Source organism: Acinetobacter lwoffii, assembly GCF_049367455.1.
Lineage (GTDB): Bacteria > Pseudomonadota > Gammaproteobacteria > Pseudomonadales > Moraxellaceae > Acinetobacter > Acinetobacter lwoffii_W.
In genome coordinates, this window is record NZ_JBMPXW010000001.1 from 222,708 (window position 1) to 242,585 (window position 19,878).

A 19,878-nucleotide genomic window follows, 5' to 3' on the forward strand; every position below is an offset into this window, starting at 1 on the left:
AGTCCATAGCAAAAGATGTCGCCATTCCTAACCAGCTAATGTGGAAGACTTAGCGCTAATATGAAGATATACCCGAACATCAACAAGACATTTGGTCGCAAGGCGCACAGCCTGAATCTGCTTTATTGATGTAATGATCACTTGCTTAAGTAAATTTTGAATTTTGAGCTTTGTATTTTTTCTATCGTCTATTTTTTTAAGATTTAATCGGAAATCTAAGCATTTAATTTTCTGACAGTCTGACGGATTAAAATATTGTTGCTTCATATTCCCCAATCAATAATGCTGTCTAAATAGATATATCAATTTTTTTAATTCTATTAATCAATTAAAAACACAATAATTTGAAACAATTTCGACCAATTTTGTCGTGTTAAGCTAGTCCTAGAGCGCAACTCGATGTAACATATCGGGTCTTTAAAATTAACTGTGATAGGACTATGCGCGAGTACGCTGTATTTACTTCGGAATCTGTAAGCGAAGGCCATCCAGATAAAATGGCTGACCAAATCAGTGACGCTATTTTGGATGCAATCTTAAAAGAAGACCCATATGCACGGGTTGCTTGTGAAACGCTTGTAAAAACAGGTGCGGTTGTACTTGCCGGTGAAATCACAACGACAGCAAATGTTGATTTTGAGGCAATTGTACGTCATACCGTAAACGGAATTGGTTATCACCATTCTGATCTTGGTTTTGATGGTTCAACCTGTGCCGTGATCAACATGATTGGTAAACAGTCACCTGAAATTGCTCAGGGTGTAGACCGCCAGAAACCTGAAGATCAGGGTGCCGGCGACCAAGGTTTAATGTTCGGTTATGCAAGCCGCGAAACTGATGTATTAATGCCTGCACCGATTTCATATGCGCATCGCTTAATGGAAAAGCAGGCTGAATTACGCCGTAATGGCACCTTGCCATGGTTACGCCCAGATGCAAAAAGTCAGGTAACTTTTGCTTATGAAAATGGCGTACCAGTTCGTTTAGATGCTGTCGTTCTTTCGACTCAACATGATCCTGAAATCACTCAAGCGAACCTGAAAGAAGCTGTGATTGAAGAAATCGTGAAAAAAATCATTCCTGCTGACATGTTCCATGCAGACACCAAATTCCACATCAACCCAACGGGTATGTTTGTGATCGGTGGTCCTGTAGGTGACTGTGGTTTAACTGGCCGTAAAATTATCGTAGATACCTACGGCGGTATGGCACGTCACGGCGGTGGTGCTTTCTCTGGTAAAGATCCCTCTAAAGTTGACCGTTCTGCTGCGTACGCAGGTCGTTATGTGGCGAAAAATATCGTTGCTGCTGGCCTGGCTGACAAGTGTGAAATTCAGGTGTCTTATGCAATTGGTGTTGCTGAGCCAACTTCAATTTCAATCAATACCTTCAATACTGCAAAAGTCTCTGAAGAATTGATTATTGCACTGGTTCGTGAACATTTCGACTTACGTCCATATGGCATTACCCGTATGCTTGACCTGATCCAGCCGATGTATAAGCAAACTGCTGCTTATGGTCACTTCGGTCGTGAAGGTTCTGATACTGCATTTACCTGGGAAAAAACTGACAAAGTGGAAGCGCTTAAAGCCTCTGCTGGTCTATAAGTTTTTCTTTAAAAAAGCCTGCATCATGCGGGCTTTTTTTATGTCTTTTATTTTTTCATTTTTAGAATTATCTCTAGGTCCTGATGACAAATATTTAAATACCAAGCTTCATACTATAACCTGACTTTTGAATGATACTTTTGAAACTCCCCTCTCTGTGAATATCACTATTCCATGAAACTTAAAACAACTTCCGGCTGTGCCATTACAGTATAAGTATCGAAAAAAGTTACAGTTAATCAACAAATGTTGATCTATTTGCTAGCATAAATCTAAATAAATGGCTGCTAAATTAGATTGCAGCTCTACAACAACAAAAGGATATTACTCGATGAATAAATTACTGATTGCTTTAGGTTTGGCGACCACTGTTGCCTTAGTCGGCTGTAGTAAAGAAGAAGCGCCTGAAACCGGCGCAACCACAGGTGAGCATTTAGAAAATGCAGCCAATCAAGCCGGCCATGATATGGAAGATGCCAGCCGTGAGGCTGCGGTAGAAACCGAACGAGCAATGGATAATGCCGCAGAAAATACTGCTCAGGCAGCGGACGAAGCAGCTGCTGCAACGTCTAGAGCAGCAGATGCCACTGCGGAAGCAGCACGTAAAGCAACTGCAGCAACTGCTGCGGCAGTTGAAGAAGGTGCGGGAGACGTTCGGGAAAAAGCTGAAAACTGATTTTAGCATTCAGTTTGATGTTTAAAAGCCTGCGATTGCAGGCTTTTTTATTAGAGATGATTTTAAATAGCGAATGATCTAAATTGAAATTGCATTAATTCTTGATGGGATCATTTTTTATCTAAATGAGTCGACAAAATCAGATAAACTGATAGAACTTATCAAGTATTAGAATGACTTAATTGTGATTCACTCGGCAAAACGGGCTGCATTTAAACTGAAATTCAGTAGAATACCAGCCTTTATTTTTAATAATTTAATCTCCCATGTCAGTCATTGTTGCTGCTTCCCAACGGTCGAATATTTCGGTCTGGGCAGCTTTTATCTTGCTTATCATAGGTACAATCGGTGCCTATCAAATCGTAGGCTTAAATCAGGCTCTATTATTCTTGATTGGTGGTGCACTGGGCATGACCCTGTACCATGCTTCATTTGGTTTTACTTCGAGCTGGCGTGTCTTTATCAAGGAACGTCGCGGCCGTGGTTTACGTGCACAAATGATTATGCTCGCTCTGGCGGTCCTGCTGTTTTTCCCGGCTTTAGGTGCAGGTAAATTATTCGGCAACCCAGTTAAAGGTAACGTTAATCCTGTTTCCATGTCAGTCATGATTGGTGCCTTTATTTTCGGTATCGGCATGCAACTTGGTGGCGGCTGTGCATCAGGTACGTTGTATACTGTAGGTGGCGGTAGCGCACGTATGCTGGTGACGCTCTTGTTCTTCTGTATCGGGTCTGTGATTGCGACCTCGCACCTTGACTGGTGGTTTGCCCTGCCACATCTTGAACCGATTTCACTGGTAGAAAGTTTAGGCGTTCTCCCTGGATTACTGTTGAGCTTTATCGTTTTTGCCATCATTGCTGCAGCAACAGTTTATTTCGAAAAGAAACGTCATGGCAGCCTGGAAATTGAGCCACGCAGTGAATATCAGGGCTGGAAGCGCTTTGTTCGTGGTCCATGGCCTTTGATTTGGGGCGGTATTATTCTGACCTTGCTCAACTTTGCTACGCTGGCACTCGCAGGTCGTCCTTGGGGCGTAACCTCTGCGCTGGCAGTTTGGGGTGCCAAAGGTGCTACGCTTGTGGGTGTTGATGTAGCTTCTTGGGATTATTGGCAAAAAGCAGGCAATGCCAAAGCACTGGCAGAATCATTATGGTTTGATATTACCTCAATGATGAACTTCGGTATCATGCTGGGTGCTTTGTTGGCAGCAAGTTTGGCAGGTAAATTTGCGCCGAATTTCAATATTCCAAAACGTTCACTGATTGCTGCTGTTATAGGTGGCATAATGCTGGGCTATGGCGCACGCCTGGCCTACGGTTGTAATATCGGTGCATATTTCAGTGGAATTGCGTCGGGTAGTCTGCATGGCTGGTTATGGCTGGTCTTCGCTTTTATTGGTAATGGGATCGGGGTAAAACTTCGTCCGATTTTCTTCCCGAATGAAAAACCGCAGCCTGAAAAACTGACCGGTTGCTAATGCTTAAAATCAAAAAAGCCCATCTGTGATGGGCTTTTTTCTGGCTTTAGGATTTACAGCGCAGCTTTTAAATTACAGCCATAACCCATGGTCTGCTGAACCTGACGATAAGTCGTATAACGATCCAGAATAAAGGTATAAAAATGATCAGCATCAGAGAAATTAGCTTTTAAATTTTCATTCTTGGCATTGGGCAATTTAATGTCATCGACCAGTTCCAGATTGTAATGTCCCAAACGGAACATATCGGCAAAATAACTATTCATCATATCGCAATAGGCGATTTTACTAGGTTTTAATGCGGTACTGCTAACGAGATGCTGGTTCAAGCTTTGCAGATTATTGACATCTAAAGGAAACTGGTGTGCGAAAGCAATGCTTTCGACTTTCTTAAATTTCTGAAAGTCTTGGGCTAACTGGACATTGAGTGCATCAAAACGTTGCTGCAGTTCCTGTGCGGTCTGAACCTGATATTTGGCTGGATCTACGACCGGTTTTTGTGGTTGTTCCGAACATGCAGTTAATCCAGTGAGCAGCGCTAATGACGTTAGCCATACCTTCATGTTTATACACTCAATTTAAATATACCAATGCTTATTATGCCTGAAAGCAGCTTGATGTACTGTTTAAAGTAATTTCTCATTCATATAACGCCAGTAGCGCTTTGGCACATATTGAATATGCAATTTCATGTTCTTGCGCGCCTGAATATTCACACTGTTAAAATAGTCTTTCCAGAGCTGATCATATAGCAGCTCTTGATCATCCAGTTCAATACTGAATGATTGACTATGACCAATCCGGATTTGTGGATCGATTATTTCAGTGTTCATCTCGACCTGATGCATCTGCCTTAAATCATAATAAATACCGTAATTACGCTGCTCGTCATAAATCAGCCAGCTTTGATCCTGATAACGCTCCTGAAAATGTCGGGAAATAATCGGCAAGACATTAAAATCCGGTCTGACCAGACTCAGAAACAAACCATCTTTGGCTTTTTTAAAGCGTACAAAAGCCTCCATACGATGCTTTTCCCGCCCCACTTGCTTGGCCCATTGCGACATGCCGATCACCGCAGCATGACCATAATCTTTATCGACTGGACGCTGGTTTTGAAAGACATAGACTGCAAAATCAAAAAGAGTCTGGAACGCTGCTTCCTGCTCTGACAAAAAGGTATAGTAAAAAGCACGCAAACTGCTGGAAGATACTTTCTGCTTTAATCCCTGCCACACCCGCTGCCCATGCTGATCATTAGAGGCCACATGGATAAATTCATCAAATAAACCTGTTTGTGCTTGAGGATTGGCCGTCACTATCACGTTAAATTCTTTAAACTCGAAAGCACGAAATACACAACTGAGCAGACCAGTCATGCTGCCATCAAAACAGTAACTTGCCACTAGAAACCAAATCCTAATTGAGGTGAAAGTTGCTGCTGATATTTGGATTGTCCTGACATCAAAATTTGCTGGCGAATCTGATGGGCGTGCTGATCTTTCTTAAATTTCGGTGTATCCGCACAGCGAATAAAATGCTGCGCCCGGTTATAAGCCACGCCCATGCGCCTTAGCTGGTCAATATGAATCTGTCCAAAACGGCGTGCCTGTACAATTTTCTGGGCAGAACGCACGCCTATGCCGGGTACCCGTAGAATCATTTTATAGTCGGCACGGTTAATATCGACTGGAAAGGCTTCAGAATGACGCAAGGCCCAACTGAGTTTAGGATCAATCTCCAGCTCCAGATTCGGATGCTGATCATCGACAATTTCATCAGCAGCAAAGCCATAAAAACGCATCAGCCAGTCAGATTGATACAGACGGTTTTCTCTTAATAATGGCGGTGCTGAGCCGATAGCAGGTAAGGCTTTATCTTCAGGATTAATCGGGATATAGCCAGAGAAATACACCCGCTTCAGCTTAAATTCCTTGTAATGCCGGTCAGCCATTAAAATAATGTCCTGATCGGTTTCACTATGCGCGCCCACCACCATTTGTGTAGTTTGTCCGGCAGGTACAAATTTTGGAACGGACTTGATCAGCTTGCGTTCATCTTTGAGCTGGATCAACCGGTCGCGCACAATGCCCAAGTCTTTTTGTACTTCGGCATGGGTTTTCTCAGGCGCAAATTTTTGCAGTCCCGCCTCCGTCGGCATTTCCAGATTAATACTCATACGATCGACATACAGTCCGGCTTCGGTAATGATCTCCTGTGATGCACCCGGAATAGTTTTCAGATGGATATAGCCATTAAAGTTTTCTTCGAGTCTAAGTTTTTTGACCACCTGTAGCATCCGTTCCATGGTGTGATCGGCCGATTTAAAAATTCCCGAACTGAGAAACAGACCCTCAATATAATTACGCCGATAAAAATTCATGGTCAAATCCACGACTTCCTGCACGGTAAATGCTGCACGCTGGACGTCATTGGAACGGCGCGAAACACAATAGGAACAGTCAAAAATACAGACATTAGAGAACAGAATTTTCAGCAAGGAAACACAGCGGCCATCTTCGGTATAACTATGACAGATGCCATTCCCGGTATTGCCCACACCCTTGTCTTTATTTTTACGGTTGCTACCGCTGGATGAGCACGACACATCATACTTGGCAGCATCGGCTAAAATTTGCAGTTTTTCACGGATACGATCAGACATGAGCTCAGAGAATATGTGACCAAAAGGCTATTATAAAGTGTTCAATTCTAGGCTAATAAAAGTTCTATCTTTTTGGCGACGTAGCGTGTCGCAAGAAATGTAAATAACACGTAACCCATGCTGCAGTATTTCAAAATAAAATAACCAATATGATTTGCTTAATTTTGTGCTCAAAGGCAAAGTAAAAGCATAACAAGGAGCAAATCTATGTCTTTATTAGAAAATCTCGGAATTAAACACCCTATTTTCTTGGCACCGATGGCAGGTGTCTCTACACCTGAGCTTGCTGCCGAAGTGTCAAATCAGGGCGGCTTGGGCTCACTGGGTCTGGGGGCCAGCAGTATTGAGGCTGCACGACAACAGATTTTAAAGACTCAGGAACTGACAGATTGCCCTTTTCAGGTCAATTTTTTCTGTCATGAGAGTGTGCCTGTAGATGAAGCTGTAGCACAGGCATGGATTGCACAGTTTAAGGATAAATTTGCCGAATATGGTGCTCAGGCACCGGAGCATTTGGAGTGTATTTATCAAAGTTTTAAAGACAATGATGACTTCCTGAATCTGGTATTGGAAACCAAACCGCGAGCGGTCAGCTTTCATTTTGGGATTCCACATCCGCATCAGATTCAAGCCTTAAAACAGGCCGGGATTCTGACCATGGTATCTGCAACCAATTATGCCGAAGCCAAAGCTATTGAGGCAGCCGGAATCGACATTATTATTGCACAGGGTATTGAGGCCGGCGGCCATCGTGGGATTTTTAGCACCAAGTTTGATGCTTCAGTTAAAACCTCCAATCTGGTGAAGCTAATCAAACAGCATTCTTCCCTGCCGATTGTAGCAGCAGGCGGGATTATGATGGGTGAACAAGCCCGCCAAATGATGGATTTCGGCGCAGATGCCGTGCAACTCGGGACTGCATTTGTGCAGTGTAAATCTTCCAATGCCAATGATGCTTATCGTAAAGCCTTATTTTCCAAGCCACTTACTCAAGTGAGTGCCAGTATTTCTGGTCGTCCTGCACGCGGCATCATTAACCACTGGCATATTGAAGTGGATACACCCGATCGGCTGGATGTTCCGGCTTATCCATATACTTATGATCTGGCCAAGCAATTACATGCTGCTGCTGCCAAACATGGGGATCAAGGTTATGGTGCATTCTGGGCAGGTTCGAACGTGGCACAGATTCGTGAAATGGAAGCTTCCGATCTGATTAACCAGCTCATACTGGAAATGAAGCATCTTTAATACTTGAATCATAAAAAAACCTCTCCACATGGAGAGGTTTTTAATTTATCTAGAATTAGCGTGTGACACGATGCCAGGCATCTTTAACTGCAAATTTCGCTTCTTCCCAGTTGAGGCGAGACTCACCTTTTAACTGTTCCCACTTGGTACGCAGTTCAGGTTCGGCACGGTCAAAATCCGTATCATGCTCATACATCGGACGATTTTCATAACCGACCCGGTAAGCACCGCGATAATCACGATCATAATCTAGATCGCCATATGTGCTACGCGTTTCATTGAAATACGGGCGATTATGATACTCATCTCTCCAGTAATTATCTTCTGCTCTCAAATGATCTGGATGTCGATAGTTATCTGCCTCAGGCAAGTTCTCTGGGTGCTGGTAATTATCTGCCTGTTTCTCATGATCAGGTGTCGCAATGTCATTACCTGCAATACCGCCAACAACACCACCGATAATACCACCCACCACTGCACCTGGAGGGCCACCTACCAGACCTGCAACTGCGCCTACCGCAGCTCCACCCAAAGTACCGGCACTGGTCGCAGCCAGATTATCCTCACCTTCATTCATGTCTGGAACACGAGGATTATCTTTCACGGGTGTATTCAAATCTGGACGCGCGTTAGTATCAGTCGGATTGATATTCAGGCCTTCACTGCGCTCTTGTGACAATTCCGTTGACGTTTTATGGCTAAACTCTGTGACTGGACGATTGGTATTTGTCATTACAGATCTCCCTCAATGATGACGATAAACAAGATGGATCACATCTGGTTTATATCTGGATAGATTCATCATAGAGGAAGCTTGAGTAAGCAATGTCCAAGTCCTGTCCAGTTTAAGTGAACAAACTGTGCTGCTATGTATTAGACAGGCTGAAGTGTAAACAGAATGCAAAAATCAGCCTGCTCAAGATAAAAAAGGTAGGGATTTCACACAAAAAATATTACTTGATTCGCTGAATTTTGCCCGCCATTACTTGGTTTCCAGTAAATTCACCTGCTCGACTTGTACATCATTCATGGTTAAACCATGTTCTAGCAGTGCATTAAAATAATCCTCTACCACACGATATTGATCAGCCGTATTTTCCACCTGATACATGCTTTGACGAAATTCATTACTAGAACGCAGTCCTTTGGTGTACCAGGCAATATGTTTACGGGAAATCCGGCAGCCGGAATACTCGCCATAGAACTCGTATAATTCTGTCAAATGTCCCAATAGAACATCTTTCACTTCTGTAATACTCGGTGCATCAAGATGTTGACCGGTTTTCAAATAATGGGCAATTTCACGAAAAATCCAGGGCCGACCTTGTGCTGCACGACCAATCATAATTGCGTCTGCACCAGTATAATCCAGCACATATTTGGCTTTTTCCGGACTGTCGATATCACCGTTAGCAATCACGGGAATCTTCAACATTTCCTTTACGTCTTTGATTAAAGAATAACGCGCGGTATTCAGGTACATATCTTCACGGGTACGGCCATGTAAAGCCAGTGCCGCAATTCCGGCTTGTTCAGCACGTTTGGCGACCCGTATAATATTTTCCTGGCCGTTCAAATAACCAAGACGGGTTTTTAAGGTCACTGGCACATCAACTGCAGCCACAACTGCATCCAGAATACGCGCAACTAGATCTTCATCCTGCAATAAAGCAGAACCGGCGAGTCGGTTACAGACCTTTTTGGCTGGGCAGCCCATATTAATATCAACAATTTGCGCACCATTGGCCACCTGATAACGTGCCGCTTCAGCCAGATCATGGGGATCTGAACCAGCAATCTGCGCTGAAATCGGTGCCAGCTCTCCATCAAAATTGGCACGATATAAGCTCTTTTTACTCATGCGCAAAGTTTTGTCAGATGTCATCATTTCACTGACAGCATGGCCTGCACCAAAGTATTTGCACAAGGTTCTAAACGGACGATCGGTCACACCTGCCATGGGAGCGACAATCAAATTGTTTGACAGTTGATATGGACCAATATACATATAAATTCATCACTTTTTTGATGGGCATAGTATACTGCATCTGCCTTATTCGCTCATCTTTTCAATTAATTTACGACACCATGAATAAAACTTTCGCTTCTTGTTTTTCTTTTAAGTCATTGTCTGTACTTGTACTTTCTCTGGGTCTTGCCGGTTGTGGCAATGGTTCATGGTGGTCAAAAGATGATGAACCGACACTTGAAGTTGAACATATTCGCAAAGCTATTCCAAACCGTGTCAACCAACGTGAGTCTTGGGCACAAGATATTTATGACATTACCGAACAGCTCGGCATTCCTCAGACCAAGGAAAATGTTTGTACGATTGTGGCAGTGGTTGATCAGGAATCTAACTTTGTTGCAGATCCTACTGTTCCGGGTTTGGGTGAAAAGGCGGTTAAGGAAGTCCAAGGTCGCCTTGATGAAAAATTCAAAGATAAGCTTGGTCAAGCAATTGGTGGCACAGTTGCAGGATATTTCCAGGAAGTTCTCAAGAACCATCCGAGTCCTGAAGACAACTACTTAAGCCAGATGCGCCGGGTCAAAACCGAACGTGAACTCGACGAATTATATCGTGAAATATTTGATTATATGTCAAAGCATTATCATGTTAGCGCCCTGACTGGTGCTGCCAAACTGGTCGGCCAGAATATTGGCGAGAAAATGAATCCAATTACCACCTTGGGTTCAATGCAGGTACATATCAGCTATGCGAAAGAACATAAACGCCAAGGCGGCAATATCGCAGAGTTACGTACCGATCTCTACAGTCAATATGGCGGTCTGTATTATGGGATTCATCGCCTGATGATGTATCCGGCGGATTATGACAAGCCAATTTATCGTTTTGCGGACTATAACTCGGGCATGTATTCCAGTCGAAATGCCGCTTTTCAGAGCATGTTAAATGATTTAACTGAAGCCGAACTTGATCTGGATGGCGACTTATTGCTCTATACTAAAGATGGCGCGATCCGTTCGCAGAAGAGTCAATCTGAGCGTGAGTTAATCAGTGTTTTTGCCAAAAATAATTTTATTATCACTGAACGTCAAATCCGAGCTGATTTAAAGAAAGAAAAAGATAAAGACTTTGAAGATACGATGACTTATCGTGGTGTCAGCAAGCTCTATCAGGAAAAAACCGGTAAAGACCCTATTTATGCGATCATGCCTGAAGTGGTTATTTCCGGACCAAAATTAAGTCGTGATTATAATACCAACTGGTTTGCTACCCGCGTCGATGGTCGATATCAAACATGCATGCGCAAAATCAAAAACCTAAAACTCTAGTCTTATTCGATTTTGATGGAACCCTGTATCTGCATGACAGTTTTACTGGGTTCATTTTCTACGCCTTGAGAAAACGGCATATTGTGAAACGCGGCCTGCAAATTCTGCCGTGGATTCAGGCTTATTATTTAAAACTGTATCCAGCACACCACATGCGTCCCAAGTTGTACGTCAGCATGTTTAAAGACAGTGATGCAGAGGAAATTCTGCATTTGGCTCAAGACTATGCACAACAATTGATGCTTAAGTTAAATCCGAAATTACTAGAACAGCTTAGGCAACATCAAGAATTAGACCATAAAGTGGTGCTAGTTTCCGCATCTCTGGATTTATATTTAAAACCGGTCTGCAGCTATTTAAATATCGATTTAATCTGTAGCGAAGTTGAAATCAAAGCTGGGAAAATGACAGGGTTTTATCAAACCCCTGACTGTAGTAACACACAAAAGAAAATTAGAATTCTAGAAAAATATAATCTGGATAATTATGCGGAAATTTATGCTTATGGGAATAGTGAGGAGGATGAAGAAATGTTGAGTCTAGCGCATCAACGTTATCTCGAAGGGCATGATAAACAGCTTCCAAAAATTAATATTTTATCTAATTCGATGCCATATTAGTCCTTTCTATTTTATCTGGCTGATCTACTAAACACCTTTAGACAATACTATAAATGGCAGATTAACTTTTTTACTTTATGCCTTGAAATCATATTAAATAGCTTCGCAATCAGGACTTCTACTTCCTGAAGTATTAGCCTCTTAAATAAAAAAACCACTTCATTTGAAGTGGTTTTTTTAGCTTTAAGAAAAATTATTTCTTAAACGGAAATGCATATTTCACAATACGTTTAATTACACTGCCGTACTGCTTAACCAGACTGGCATTGTTATAGTTCAAACCATATTTTTCACAAACAGCCTGAACTTTCGGTGCCATTTGACGATAGCGACGTGCAGGTACATCAGGATACAAATGATGTTCAATCTGATGACTTAAATGACCCGTCAAGATATGAAACGCTTCAGAACCGGTCAGGTTAGATGAACCACGGATCTGACGCATATACCAGTGACCACGACTTTCATTTTGAAGTACCGATTTTGGGAACACTTCGACATCTTTGGTAAAGTGACCACAAAAAATAATACTAAAGGTCCAGATATTACGCAGACCATTGGCCACCATATTACCGGTCAAAACCGGTAAAGCCGCAGGACCTGCTATCAATGGAAAGAATACATAATCCTTAAACAACTGTTTACCAATTTTGCTCTGCATTGGACGCCATTCTTCTTTGGTCTGCTCTTTGCTTTTGCGACCTTTGAAGTATTTACCCAATTCAAGATTCTGAATCGCAACACCCCACTGGAACAATAAACAGAATGGCACTGCATAAATCGGTTGCAATAAATAACCCGGTTTCCAGCGCTGTTCCGGGAACAAGCGTAATAGACCATAACCGATATCATCATCCATACCCTTAATATTGGTATAAGTATGATGCTTAAAGTTATGGGTTTGACGCCAGTTGTCTGAAGTCCCTACAATATCCCATTCATAAGTCTGACCATTGAGTTTAGGATCATTCATCCAGTCATATTGACCATGCATGACGTTATGACCCAACTCCATGTTTTCCATGATTTTGGCAAAGCCTAATAGACCTGTGCCTAGCAACCATGCTGGCGGGAACCAGCCTGCAAACAATAAGGCGCGACCGGCAATCGATGAGTAACGAATGGTTGAATAGACACGACGGATATATTTCGCATCTTTTTCACCTAGATCATCTAGCACTTCTTGCTTAATCGCATCGAGCTCACGTGCAAGTTCATCAAGTTCAAACTGGGTTAATTCACGGTTTTTAGGATTTTTAAAATACTGTAATTTTAATGGCATATTCATAAGATAAAACTCGCTTATAAGTCGATGACAAGGTCAGTCTGCGCTGAGTTAATACAAATTTTGAGCAGGTTGCCGGGTTCGGTATTTTGTGCACCGTTGACCAAATTCTTGGTCGAACCTTCTACTTTATTGCAGGCACATTTATTACAAATGCCCATACGGCAACCATGGGTCGGTTTAATATTTTGCTGTTCCAGGCTCACTAGAATGGATTGGCCTTTTGGAATGCTGACAATTTTTTTCGACTGGGTCAGGGTGACATTAATAAAGCCGGTATCCGATAGATCCGCCAAACTCATGCTAAAGGCTTCACCTTTAAACTGTTTTGCCTGAGCAAAAAGCTGTTCTGCTTTAGATACAAAACCTGAAGGACCACAGCAATATACGATGCTATTTTCCAGATTTTGCAGATCTGTCAGATAGGTTTCATCCAGACGTGCAGCAGCTGGCTGTTCTTGAGTGGCATACACATGAAATGAGAAATTTGCATGTTTCTGAGCAAGCTCTTCAAACCGTGCTTTAAATGCGGCATCCTGATCTTTTTTAACCCAGTACCAGAGAGTGACCGGTGCAGATAGTTCACCTTTTTTGCTCAAGCTTTCCAGCATACTGAGCATTGGGGTAATACCACTCCCTGCTGCAAGCAAGATCAATGGACTCGTCTGCACAGGCAAGGTCATATCACCATAAGGCTGACCAAATTCGATCACATCACCTACTTGTGCCTGTTCTGCCAACCAGGTACTGACTTTACCGGCATTGACTTTTTTCACGGTCAATAAAACATGTTGCGCATCTACACGGGTCAAACTATAGCTACGTTCATAACGGATGCCGTTTACCACCACATAGACCGGATGATGCTGCCCTGCTTCACCAAACTTAAATAAGCGATTCACTTGAATTTTCAGACTCAGCATATCCTGTGCTGCATTTTCTATATGCACGATCTTGCCTAATGGCTGATTCAACGACCATACAGGATTGAGTTTCTGAATCCAGAAATTAATTGCATGCTGATCAACTACACTATCAGACAGTGCATTCAATGGCATTTTAAGTTTTTGCAGTACATGCATCGTTTGTGACATCACCTTGGGTTTTTAATTATTATACACATGTATATATATTTGTATATACAACCGTATTGTTTCTAATCATTTCACAAGCTTGACTGGCTCGGTTATAATAAAATGATTCATGCATGAACCTATCGATGAACGAGCCTTCAATGAAAATAAGCAGTGACGCATCTTTATTACAATCGAAAAGCATTGATGAGCCGATTATCGTACGGAGTGTCGGTCGCAAGGCCACCATTACCAAGGAAGAACTGTTTCAGGCTGCGTTGAATCTGATTGGGCCACAAAAAAGTATTTCCTCTTTAAGTCTACGTGAAGTCGCGCGTGAAGCTGGTATTGCACCGAACAGCTTCTATCGTCATTTTAAAGATATTGATGAACTGGCCATTGAGCTGATTGATCGTGCCGGGATTGTATTGCGTCAGATTTTGCATGAAGCACGTCTGCAAGCTTCTCGCCAGAACAGCATTATCCGCAGTTCTGTAGAAGTCTTTATTGCCCAGCTGGATGCCGATGAAGGCAATCTGAGCCTGTTATTACGTGAAGGCTATACCGGTTCCAAATCTTATAAACAGGCGGTGGAACGCCAATTAAATTATTTTCAGCAGGAACTTCAGGAAGATTTAATTCGTCTGGAACGCCTAAACAATAAGAAGTTATTTCATCCCGATATTGCAGCCAAAGCCATTACCCAACTGGTCTTCAACATGGGTGCTAATGTGATTGATATGCCTGCCGAAGACCGCAAAGAAATTGCCCAACAGACCATGATCATGATCCGGATGATCCTTGAAGGTGCACGTCATCTGGAAGATTCTCAGCTGCGCTAATTTTCCGATTTGCATGAACTAGTATAAAAAGAGACGTAATCAGCGTCTCTTTTTTATGATGATTACAAAAGTGCGAGTTGAGCTTTGACTGCCTTTGCAGTGGCTTCCGGATACTCAAGCGGGAACATATGCCCGCCCTCGACCACAGAATAATTAATCCGATAAATCTTGTGCATCCCTTGTGGCAACCCCTGCTGATAAAACTGGCTTTGCTCTGCAGTCATCAGATGCATCGGCACTTCAGGCGGTCGGCGTGGCGTTCTCCACCACCAGGCTGGCACAGTCCGGAAGATTTCCGCTTCTATCTGTTTTGGAATAGTTAACGTCACCCCACCACGTTCAGGTTCTGGCTGAATGCCGCTCTCGATATAATCAGCAAAACACTGCTCATCGAAATTTTTAAATAAGCGGTTAAACCGGAGTGCTTCAATAGCGACCTGTTTTGATGACCAATAATCTTTGCGTTTTAGCGTAATTCCTGCGGGTGTATAACGATCGACACTTTTTAGATTCAGCTTTTTGATCAGTTCAAACATGGCGCTGTTTTTTCCAATCACAAATGGTGGATCCATAATGATCAGCTTGGAAAACAGTTCGGGACGTCGATACGCCGCCATAAGGGTCACCAGACCACCAAAGGAATGTCCTAAGCCAATCACTTGCTGCTGAGGAAACTGCTGCTCGATATCTGCAATGACTTCATCGACCAGATAAGGCCAGTCTCGCGTAATTGGATATTGTGGGTTCATGCCGATAAAGGGAATCGCTTTGACCTCATAGTCTTGCTGAAAACAGTCCAGAAACTTCCGATAAGTTGCCGAAGGGATACCATTGGCATGGGTAAAATGTAAGGCTTGCTTCATTATTTTTAAACGCAGTGCGTATTCATCCTGAAATCGTAAGATGAGCTTACCGCTTTAAAGATTTATTCGGCAGCGCAAAAATGCTCAAAGCATGACCTCAAAGTCATTTCTCTGTATTCCTTCAGAATTTAAAGTCTATTTCTGCGATACAGTCAAATGTTGCATCGGTAGAAAAGTCGCGCCGCAACTGGCCTTATCCCCCGCGATGACCACTGCCCGTCCTTTGACAGTAATAGACAAATTGCTGGAAATTGCGGTGACCATAGTCTGGCATTTGGGACAATAATGCTTCATGCCATTTAAATGTACGGCAATACCATTGATCAAAAAAGAGAGTTCGCATTCAGTCACCATGCCGCCATGACTGGTCTTTGTGCCAAGGGTAATCAGTGCTTTTGACATACTTTGTCATTCTTATTATTCAGTAGCCTAATTTTAAACAGGAGGAAAATAACAGACCAGCATTCTCCGACCAAAAAAATAATAAACCCGGATTTTGCCTATAAAAAAAGCAGCCCGAAAGCTGCATTTTTTTATTGCGTAAAGCTTAAGGCTTGACCACGACCATCACCTGAATTGCTTCCGGTGTTACCGATAGACCATCCAGCAGGCTTAAACCTTCTTTCTGCAACTTTTGTAAACGTGCAATTTCATCTTCACGGATACTTGGATTGAACTGTTTCAGATAGGTCAGGCGATCAATTTCATATTGCCATTTATTGCCATACACTTCTTTGGCTTGCTGCTTGAAGCCAGGCAATGCACTGCGTGCCAGTTCAAGCGCTTGCTGATAACGTGCCTCAATCACATCACGACGTGCTTTCACCACCTGACGGCAACTATTGCCATCTAAATGATGCAAGTACGGTTTCAGGATTTCTGGTGCAATCTTTTGTGATAGATCCTGACCTTTTTCACTGAGCAAGACACGAATCAACTGTTGCGGCAAGCTAGACGGCAAGTTCAATGCTTTCGGAGCCACCACATCGACCTTGAACCATACTTCAAGTAATACCGAACCCTGTGGCAGTGCTGCAGATTTTAGTACCGCAACGTTAGTGCTACCAAAGCCTTGCGTATTGATCATTTCCATCACACTTTCAGTGAATGGATGTTCCAGTGTCAGGTATTGCGCATCTTCGCGGATTTGTGCCTGATCACGATAGAAAGTCGCTGTAATCCCTTCTTCATCCAACGTCAAACCTTGAACCTGCATTTGATCGGTTGGCTTGATGATCACTGTACCGTTACTTTGCTCGTCAAAGTCGATATTCGTAGACGCCATAAAGCGCTTCATGAAAATCGGCAAAGTGGTATTGTCATCATAGTCATCAAGCGCGTTGACAATTTCCTGTGCCACCACCGGACGGCAAGAGTTGTATTCAAGCAAACGGTCTCGACCTTCCTGCAATTCAGCTTCCAGCGCTTCACGTTGCACGCTAACTTCTTCCAGCAGGTCTTCAAAATCTTGACCTTTGTCTGCCAATAGACAGTCTTTCAAGCGAACAATAAAATTTTCTTGCAAGGTTTGTGCAGCTGGAGAAATATTGCTGAAGATATTCAGCGCTTCGTTATACCAGCGGAACATACGTTCTTGTGCAGTTCCCACCAGATAAGGCACATGAATCTGAATCCGGTTTTCCTGACCGATACGATCCAGACGACCAATACGCTGTTCCAACACGTCCGGGTTCGCAGGTAGGTCAAACAGAATCAGGTCAGAGGCAAACTGGAAGTTACGACCTTCCGAACCAATTTCCGAGCAGAGTAAAATCTGCGCGCCATACGAATCTTCAGCAAAATAAGCTGCGGCCTGGTCACGTTCTAATAAGCTCATGCCTTCATGGAACATGGCGGTACGAATACCGGCATGTAAGCGCAGTACATTTTCCAGCGCTTCAACCACTGGCCCGCTACGCGCAATCAGTAAGACTTTTTTGTGTTTTAAATCGGTACGCAAACGCTCCATCAGCCACATCACGCGTGGATCGGCTTCCATCCATGCGCCATCGAGCTGCGCCTCTTCAGGCCACATCTGTTCACGCAACTTGCCATCTTTCGACCAGTTTTCTGGTGCTGGCAATGGTGCCGGCTGACAGTCACGACCCGGGAAACCTTGAATGGCTTCACGTGTATTACGGAACAGGATACGACCTGTACCATGACGGTCTAAAAGTTCGTGAATGGCACGGAAACGCTGTTCAGGCTGATCTTCAATCGGATGACCTAACAAGGCTTCAATCGCAGTTAAATGCTCGGCTTCTAGCGGCATGTCTGACATCAGCACTTCTGCAATTTTAGCTGTATGCTGATACTGTGCTTCTTCGTCGAGGAAACGATCCAGCGAGTTAAAACGCTGTGGATCAAGCAAACGTAGGCGTGCAAAGTGACTTTCCACACCGAGCTGTTCAGGTGTTGCCGTCAATAACAACACGCCCGGCGTATGTTCAGCCAGCTCTTCGACCAGATCATAACGGTCATTACCACCATCTTCTTCACTCCACATCAAATGATGCGCTTCATCGACCACCAACAAATCGAAACCTGCTTCAAGTGCCTGTTCACGCAGATCTTCATGGTCGACCATCAAATCGACAGAGGCAATAATTTTTTGTTCGGTCAGGAATGGGTTCTGTTCAGGATCATGTTCTTTGATCGATGCCGTACGAGTCAAATCAAACAGCGAGAACTCAAGATTGAAACGACGGCGCATCTCGATCATCCACTGATATTGCAGTGAATCCGGCACTAAAATCAGGATACGTTCAGAACGGCCAGTTTTCAGCTGTTGATGGATGATCAGACCCGCTTCAATAGTTTTACCCAGACCCACTTCATCGGCCAGTAATACACGCGGTGCAAAACGCTGACCAACTTCATGCGCAATATAAAGCTGATGCGGAATCAGACCGACACGTGAACCCACCAGACCACGCAGTGGACTGCTTTGCATATTGGCCTGCATCAGCAGTGCTTCAATACGCAGGTCATACCATTCTTTATAATCAACCTGACTGGCCAATAAACGGTCTAGAGGCTTAGACAGCTGGATGGTCGCACCAATACGGGTTTCATTCAGCGATTTACGTTCTTCAGTTCCATCTTCCAAGGTACGAACGACATGATAACGCACCACGCCATTGCGGTCTTCAACGGATTCTACAATCCACTTGGTCCCTTCCTGATCCTGTAATTCATCTTTCACATTAAATACGATACGAGATAAGGGTGCATTGCTGCGTGCATAGACGCGGGTTTCATCGCTTTTCGGGAATAAAATGCTGACCGACCGCTCATCAACATCAATAAGAACGCCTAAACCGAGTTCTGTTTCAGTATCTGATAACCAACGTTGACCAATAGCAAATTGCTGCAATTTTTCCACCTTTATCTTAAGTACAAGATTATGAATATTAGGCTCAATCACGAAACGTCATTGGAGCAAAATTCCACACCTTCAAGCAATGTATTTTGACATAAAGCCCACTAAAAAGTGAGCATAATTCACGCCGATTAAAGAAGTATTTCCTAGAACGGCGCCGGACAATAAAATTCGACCAACTGCTCTGTTTGAGGATGATAAAAACTCAAACGTTCCGCGTGTAAACATAAACGCGAGCTGAGCTGTTGCTGTTCGGATGTCGCATATAAGGTATCGCCAATAATCGGATGTCCGAGATATTGCATATGCACCCGTAGCTGATGTGAACGGCCGGTAATTGGGGTCAGTTTCACCCGAGTCACGGGCTGTCCCTGAATATTAAAATGTTCGATCGCCTGCCAATGCGTGATGGCCGGCTTATTATGTGCGGGATCTGCGATATGTAAGGGGGGACGGCTTGGATCATACACCACTGGCACTTCAATAGTGCCTTCACCTTCGAGTGTACCGGCAACCATAGCCTGATAGGTTTTATCAGTCTGGCGTTCCTGAAACTGGCGGGAAATGGTTTTTTGTCCCCATTTGCTCAGACCAAAGGCCAAAATACCGGATGTATCGCGATCCAGTCGATGAATCAGTAAAGTTTTGGGTTCTAATTTGACCAGACGGTTGATCAGGCAATCTTGTAAGTCTTCTGTTTTACCGGGAACTGTGAGTAAACCTGCAGGTTTGTGGATGACCATGAAATCGTCATCACGATGTATCAGATGTTCGGTTAGAAAATTACTCAAAGTTCAATCCCAGGCTGATCGTGAAAAACAAGGCGGCAATGATAGAAA

Annotated in this window: 19 protein-coding genes; 7 read left to right on the forward strand and 12 right to left on the reverse strand. The window is 43.4% G+C overall.

Going from position 1 to position 19,878, the window contains the following annotated elements; genetic code table 11:
• Positions 1-27: 27 nt before the first annotated feature.
• Positions 28-267 carry a hypothetical protein gene (locus ACO1B7_RS01100; RefSeq protein WP_016806930.1) on the reverse strand — a complete coding sequence of 80 codons (240 nt, stop codon included), beginning with the start codon at positions 265-267 and terminating at the stop codon, positions 28-30.
• A gap of 173 nt (positions 268-440) precedes the next feature.
• On the opposite strand from ACO1B7_RS01100, the gene metK reads away from it, so the two are divergent.
• From metK to ACO1B7_RS01115, 3 genes are all read left to right on the forward strand, one after another.
• The gene (gene metK, locus ACO1B7_RS01105) at positions 441-1,607 is read left to right on the forward strand and encodes a methionine adenosyltransferase (protein ID WP_004646663.1); all 1,167 of its coding nucleotides are present in this window, start codon (positions 441-443) and stop codon (positions 1,605-1,607) included.
• A 331-nt stretch (positions 1,608-1,938) separates the two neighbouring features.
• Positions 1,939-2,283: a hypothetical protein gene (locus tag ACO1B7_RS01110; protein WP_004646662.1), complete on the forward strand. Its 345-nt coding sequence runs from the start codon at positions 1,939-1,941 to the stop codon at positions 2,281-2,283.
• 266 nt (positions 2,284-2,549) lie between these two features.
• Positions 2,550-3,761, forward strand: a complete 1,212-nt coding sequence (locus tag ACO1B7_RS01115; RefSeq protein WP_004646661.1) for a YeeE/YedE family protein — start codon at positions 2,550-2,552, stop codon at positions 3,759-3,761.
• Between the two features lie 53 nt (positions 3,762-3,814).
• Here the strand turns inward: ACO1B7_RS01115 and ACO1B7_RS01120 are convergent, their stop codons facing one another.
• From ACO1B7_RS01120 to ACO1B7_RS01130, 3 genes are all read right to left on the reverse strand, one after another.
• Positions 3,815-4,324 carry a hypothetical protein gene (locus ACO1B7_RS01120; protein ID WP_004646660.1) on the reverse strand — a complete coding sequence of 170 codons (510 nt, stop codon included), beginning with the start codon at positions 4,322-4,324 and terminating at the stop codon, positions 3,815-3,817.
• Positions 4,325-4,387: 63 nt separating this feature from the next.
• Positions 4,388-5,167: a TIGR03915 family putative DNA repair protein gene (locus ACO1B7_RS01125; RefSeq protein ID WP_423089686.1), complete on the reverse strand. Its 780-nt coding sequence runs from the start codon at positions 5,165-5,167 to the stop codon at positions 4,388-4,390.
• Positions 5,167-6,426 carry a putative DNA modification/repair radical SAM protein gene (locus ACO1B7_RS01130; protein ID WP_004646658.1) on the reverse strand — a complete coding sequence of 420 codons (1,260 nt, stop codon included), beginning with the start codon at positions 6,424-6,426 and terminating at the stop codon, positions 5,167-5,169. Before ACO1B7_RS01130 ends, ACO1B7_RS01125 begins: the two co-directional genes overlap by 1 nt.
• A gap of 207 nt (positions 6,427-6,633) precedes the next feature.
• Here ACO1B7_RS01130 and ACO1B7_RS01135 point away from each other — a divergent pair, with 207 nt between their 5' ends.
• The gene (locus ACO1B7_RS01135) at positions 6,634-7,677 is read left to right on the forward strand and encodes an NAD(P)H-dependent flavin oxidoreductase (protein ID WP_338841203.1); all 1,044 of its coding nucleotides are present in this window, start codon (positions 6,634-6,636) and stop codon (positions 7,675-7,677) included.
• Between the two features lie 55 nt (positions 7,678-7,732).
• On the opposite strand, the gene ACO1B7_RS01140 is transcribed toward ACO1B7_RS01135, so the two are convergent.
• Entirely contained in the window at positions 7,733-8,410 is a 678-nt protein-coding gene (locus tag ACO1B7_RS01140) for a hypothetical protein (RefSeq protein ID WP_004646655.1), read from the reverse strand.
• A 249-nt stretch (positions 8,411-8,659) separates the two neighbouring features.
• Positions 8,660-9,685, reverse strand: a complete 1,026-nt coding sequence (gene dusB, locus ACO1B7_RS01145) for a tRNA dihydrouridine synthase DusB (RefSeq protein ID WP_004646654.1) — start codon at positions 9,683-9,685, stop codon at positions 8,660-8,662.
• An 80-nt stretch (positions 9,686-9,765) separates the two neighbouring features.
• Between dusB and ACO1B7_RS01150 the strand changes: the two genes are divergently transcribed.
• Together ACO1B7_RS01150 and ACO1B7_RS01155 are read left to right on the forward strand one after the other, a co-directional pair.
• Complete coding sequence (locus ACO1B7_RS01150; RefSeq protein WP_004646653.1) at positions 9,766-10,974, forward strand: DUF1615 family protein; 1,209 nt, start codon at positions 9,766-9,768, stop codon at positions 10,972-10,974.
• On the forward strand, positions 10,941-11,594 hold the full coding sequence (locus tag ACO1B7_RS01155; protein ID WP_004646651.1) for an HAD family hydrolase: 654 nt from the start codon (positions 10,941-10,943) through the stop codon (positions 11,592-11,594). Before ACO1B7_RS01150 ends, ACO1B7_RS01155 begins: the two co-directional genes overlap by 34 nt.
• Positions 11,595-11,787: 193 nt before the next feature.
• Here ACO1B7_RS01155 and ACO1B7_RS01160 read toward each other — a convergent pair whose 3' ends face one another.
• Positions 11,788-12,882 carry a fatty acid desaturase family protein gene (locus ACO1B7_RS01160; protein ID WP_423089687.1) on the reverse strand — a complete coding sequence of 365 codons (1,095 nt, stop codon included), beginning with the start codon at positions 12,880-12,882 and terminating at the stop codon, positions 11,788-11,790.
• Positions 12,883-12,896: 14 nt separating this feature from the next.
• Complete coding sequence (locus ACO1B7_RS01165) at positions 12,897-13,961, reverse strand: flavin reductase family protein (RefSeq protein WP_026055790.1); 1,065 nt, start codon at positions 13,959-13,961, stop codon at positions 12,897-12,899.
• A 152-nt stretch (positions 13,962-14,113) separates the two neighbouring features.
• Between ACO1B7_RS01165 and fabR the strand changes: the two genes are divergently transcribed.
• Entirely contained in the window at positions 14,114-14,794 is a 681-nt protein-coding gene (gene fabR / locus ACO1B7_RS01170) for an HTH-type transcriptional repressor FabR (RefSeq protein ID WP_423089688.1), read from the forward strand.
• A gap of 62 nt (positions 14,795-14,856) precedes the next feature.
• Here fabR and ACO1B7_RS01175 read toward each other — a convergent pair whose 3' ends face one another.
• The 4 genes from ACO1B7_RS01175 to ACO1B7_RS01190 all read right to left on the reverse strand — a co-directional run bounded on the left by ACO1B7_RS01175 (position 14,857) and on the right by ACO1B7_RS01190 (position 19,830).
• Positions 14,857-15,657: an alpha/beta fold hydrolase gene (locus ACO1B7_RS01175; RefSeq protein ID WP_004646646.1), complete on the reverse strand. Its 801-nt coding sequence runs from the start codon at positions 15,655-15,657 to the stop codon at positions 14,857-14,859.
• Between the two features lie 135 nt (positions 15,658-15,792).
• A complete protein-coding gene (locus ACO1B7_RS01180) occupies positions 15,793-16,059 on the reverse strand; it encodes a PAAR domain-containing protein (RefSeq protein ID WP_004646645.1) in 267 nt (88 codons plus the stop codon).
• Between the two features lie 145 nt (positions 16,060-16,204).
• Positions 16,205-19,042, reverse strand: coding sequence for an RNA polymerase-associated protein RapA (gene rapA, locus ACO1B7_RS01185; RefSeq protein WP_423089689.1), 2,838 nt, complete (start codon positions 19,040-19,042; stop codon positions 16,205-16,207).
• 143 nt (positions 19,043-19,185) lie between these two features.
• A complete protein-coding gene (locus ACO1B7_RS01190; RefSeq protein ID WP_004646642.1) occupies positions 19,186-19,830 on the reverse strand; it encodes an RluA family pseudouridine synthase in 645 nt (214 codons plus the stop codon).
• Positions 19,831-19,878 lie beyond the last annotated feature (48 nt).

Coding starts and splice junctions, on each gene's coding strand:
- ACO1B7_RS01110 (WP_004646662.1), top strand. CDS start 1,939: ATGAATAAATTACTGATTGCTTTAGGTTTGGCGACCACTGTTGCCTTA.
- ACO1B7_RS01115 (WP_004646661.1), top strand. CDS start 2,550: ATGTCAGTCATTGTTGCTGCTTCCCAACGGTCGAATATTTCGGTCTGG.
- ACO1B7_RS01160 (WP_423089687.1), bottom strand. CDS start 12,882: ATGAATATGCCATTAAAATTACAGTATTTTAAAAATCCTAAAAACCGT.
- ACO1B7_RS01175 (WP_004646646.1), bottom strand. CDS start 15,657: ATGAAGCAAGCCTTACATTTTACCCATGCCAATGGTATCCCTTCGGCA.
- dusB (WP_004646654.1), bottom strand. CDS start 9,685: ATGTATATTGGTCCATATCAACTGTCAAACAATTTGATTGTCGCTCCC.
- ACO1B7_RS01120 (WP_004646660.1), bottom strand. CDS start 4,324: ATGAAGGTATGGCTAACGTCATTAGCGCTGCTCACTGGATTAACTGCA.
- ACO1B7_RS01165 (WP_026055790.1), bottom strand. CDS start 13,961: ATGCATGTACTGCAAAAACTTAAAATGCCATTGAATGCACTGTCTGAT.
- ACO1B7_RS01100 (WP_016806930.1), bottom strand. CDS start 267: ATGAAGCAACAATATTTTAATCCGTCAGACTGTCAGAAAATTAAATGC.
- ACO1B7_RS01155 (WP_004646651.1), top strand. CDS start 10,941: ATGCATGCGCAAAATCAAAAACCTAAAACTCTAGTCTTATTCGATTTT.
- ACO1B7_RS01140 (WP_004646655.1), bottom strand. CDS start 8,410: ATGACAAATACCAATCGTCCAGTCACAGAGTTTAGCCATAAAACGTCA.
- metK (WP_004646663.1), top strand. CDS start 441: ATGCGCGAGTACGCTGTATTTACTTCGGAATCTGTAAGCGAAGGCCAT.
- ACO1B7_RS01135 (WP_338841203.1), top strand. CDS start 6,634: ATGTCTTTATTAGAAAATCTCGGAATTAAACACCCTATTTTCTTGGCA.
- fabR (WP_423089688.1), top strand. CDS start 14,114: ATGAAAATAAGCAGTGACGCATCTTTATTACAATCGAAAAGCATTGAT.
- ACO1B7_RS01180 (WP_004646645.1), bottom strand. CDS start 16,059: ATGTCAAAAGCACTGATTACCCTTGGCACAAAGACCAGTCATGGCGGC.
- ACO1B7_RS01130 (WP_004646658.1), bottom strand. CDS start 6,426: ATGTCTGATCGTATCCGTGAAAAACTGCAAATTTTAGCCGATGCTGCC.
- ACO1B7_RS01150 (WP_004646653.1), top strand. CDS start 9,766: ATGAATAAAACTTTCGCTTCTTGTTTTTCTTTTAAGTCATTGTCTGTA.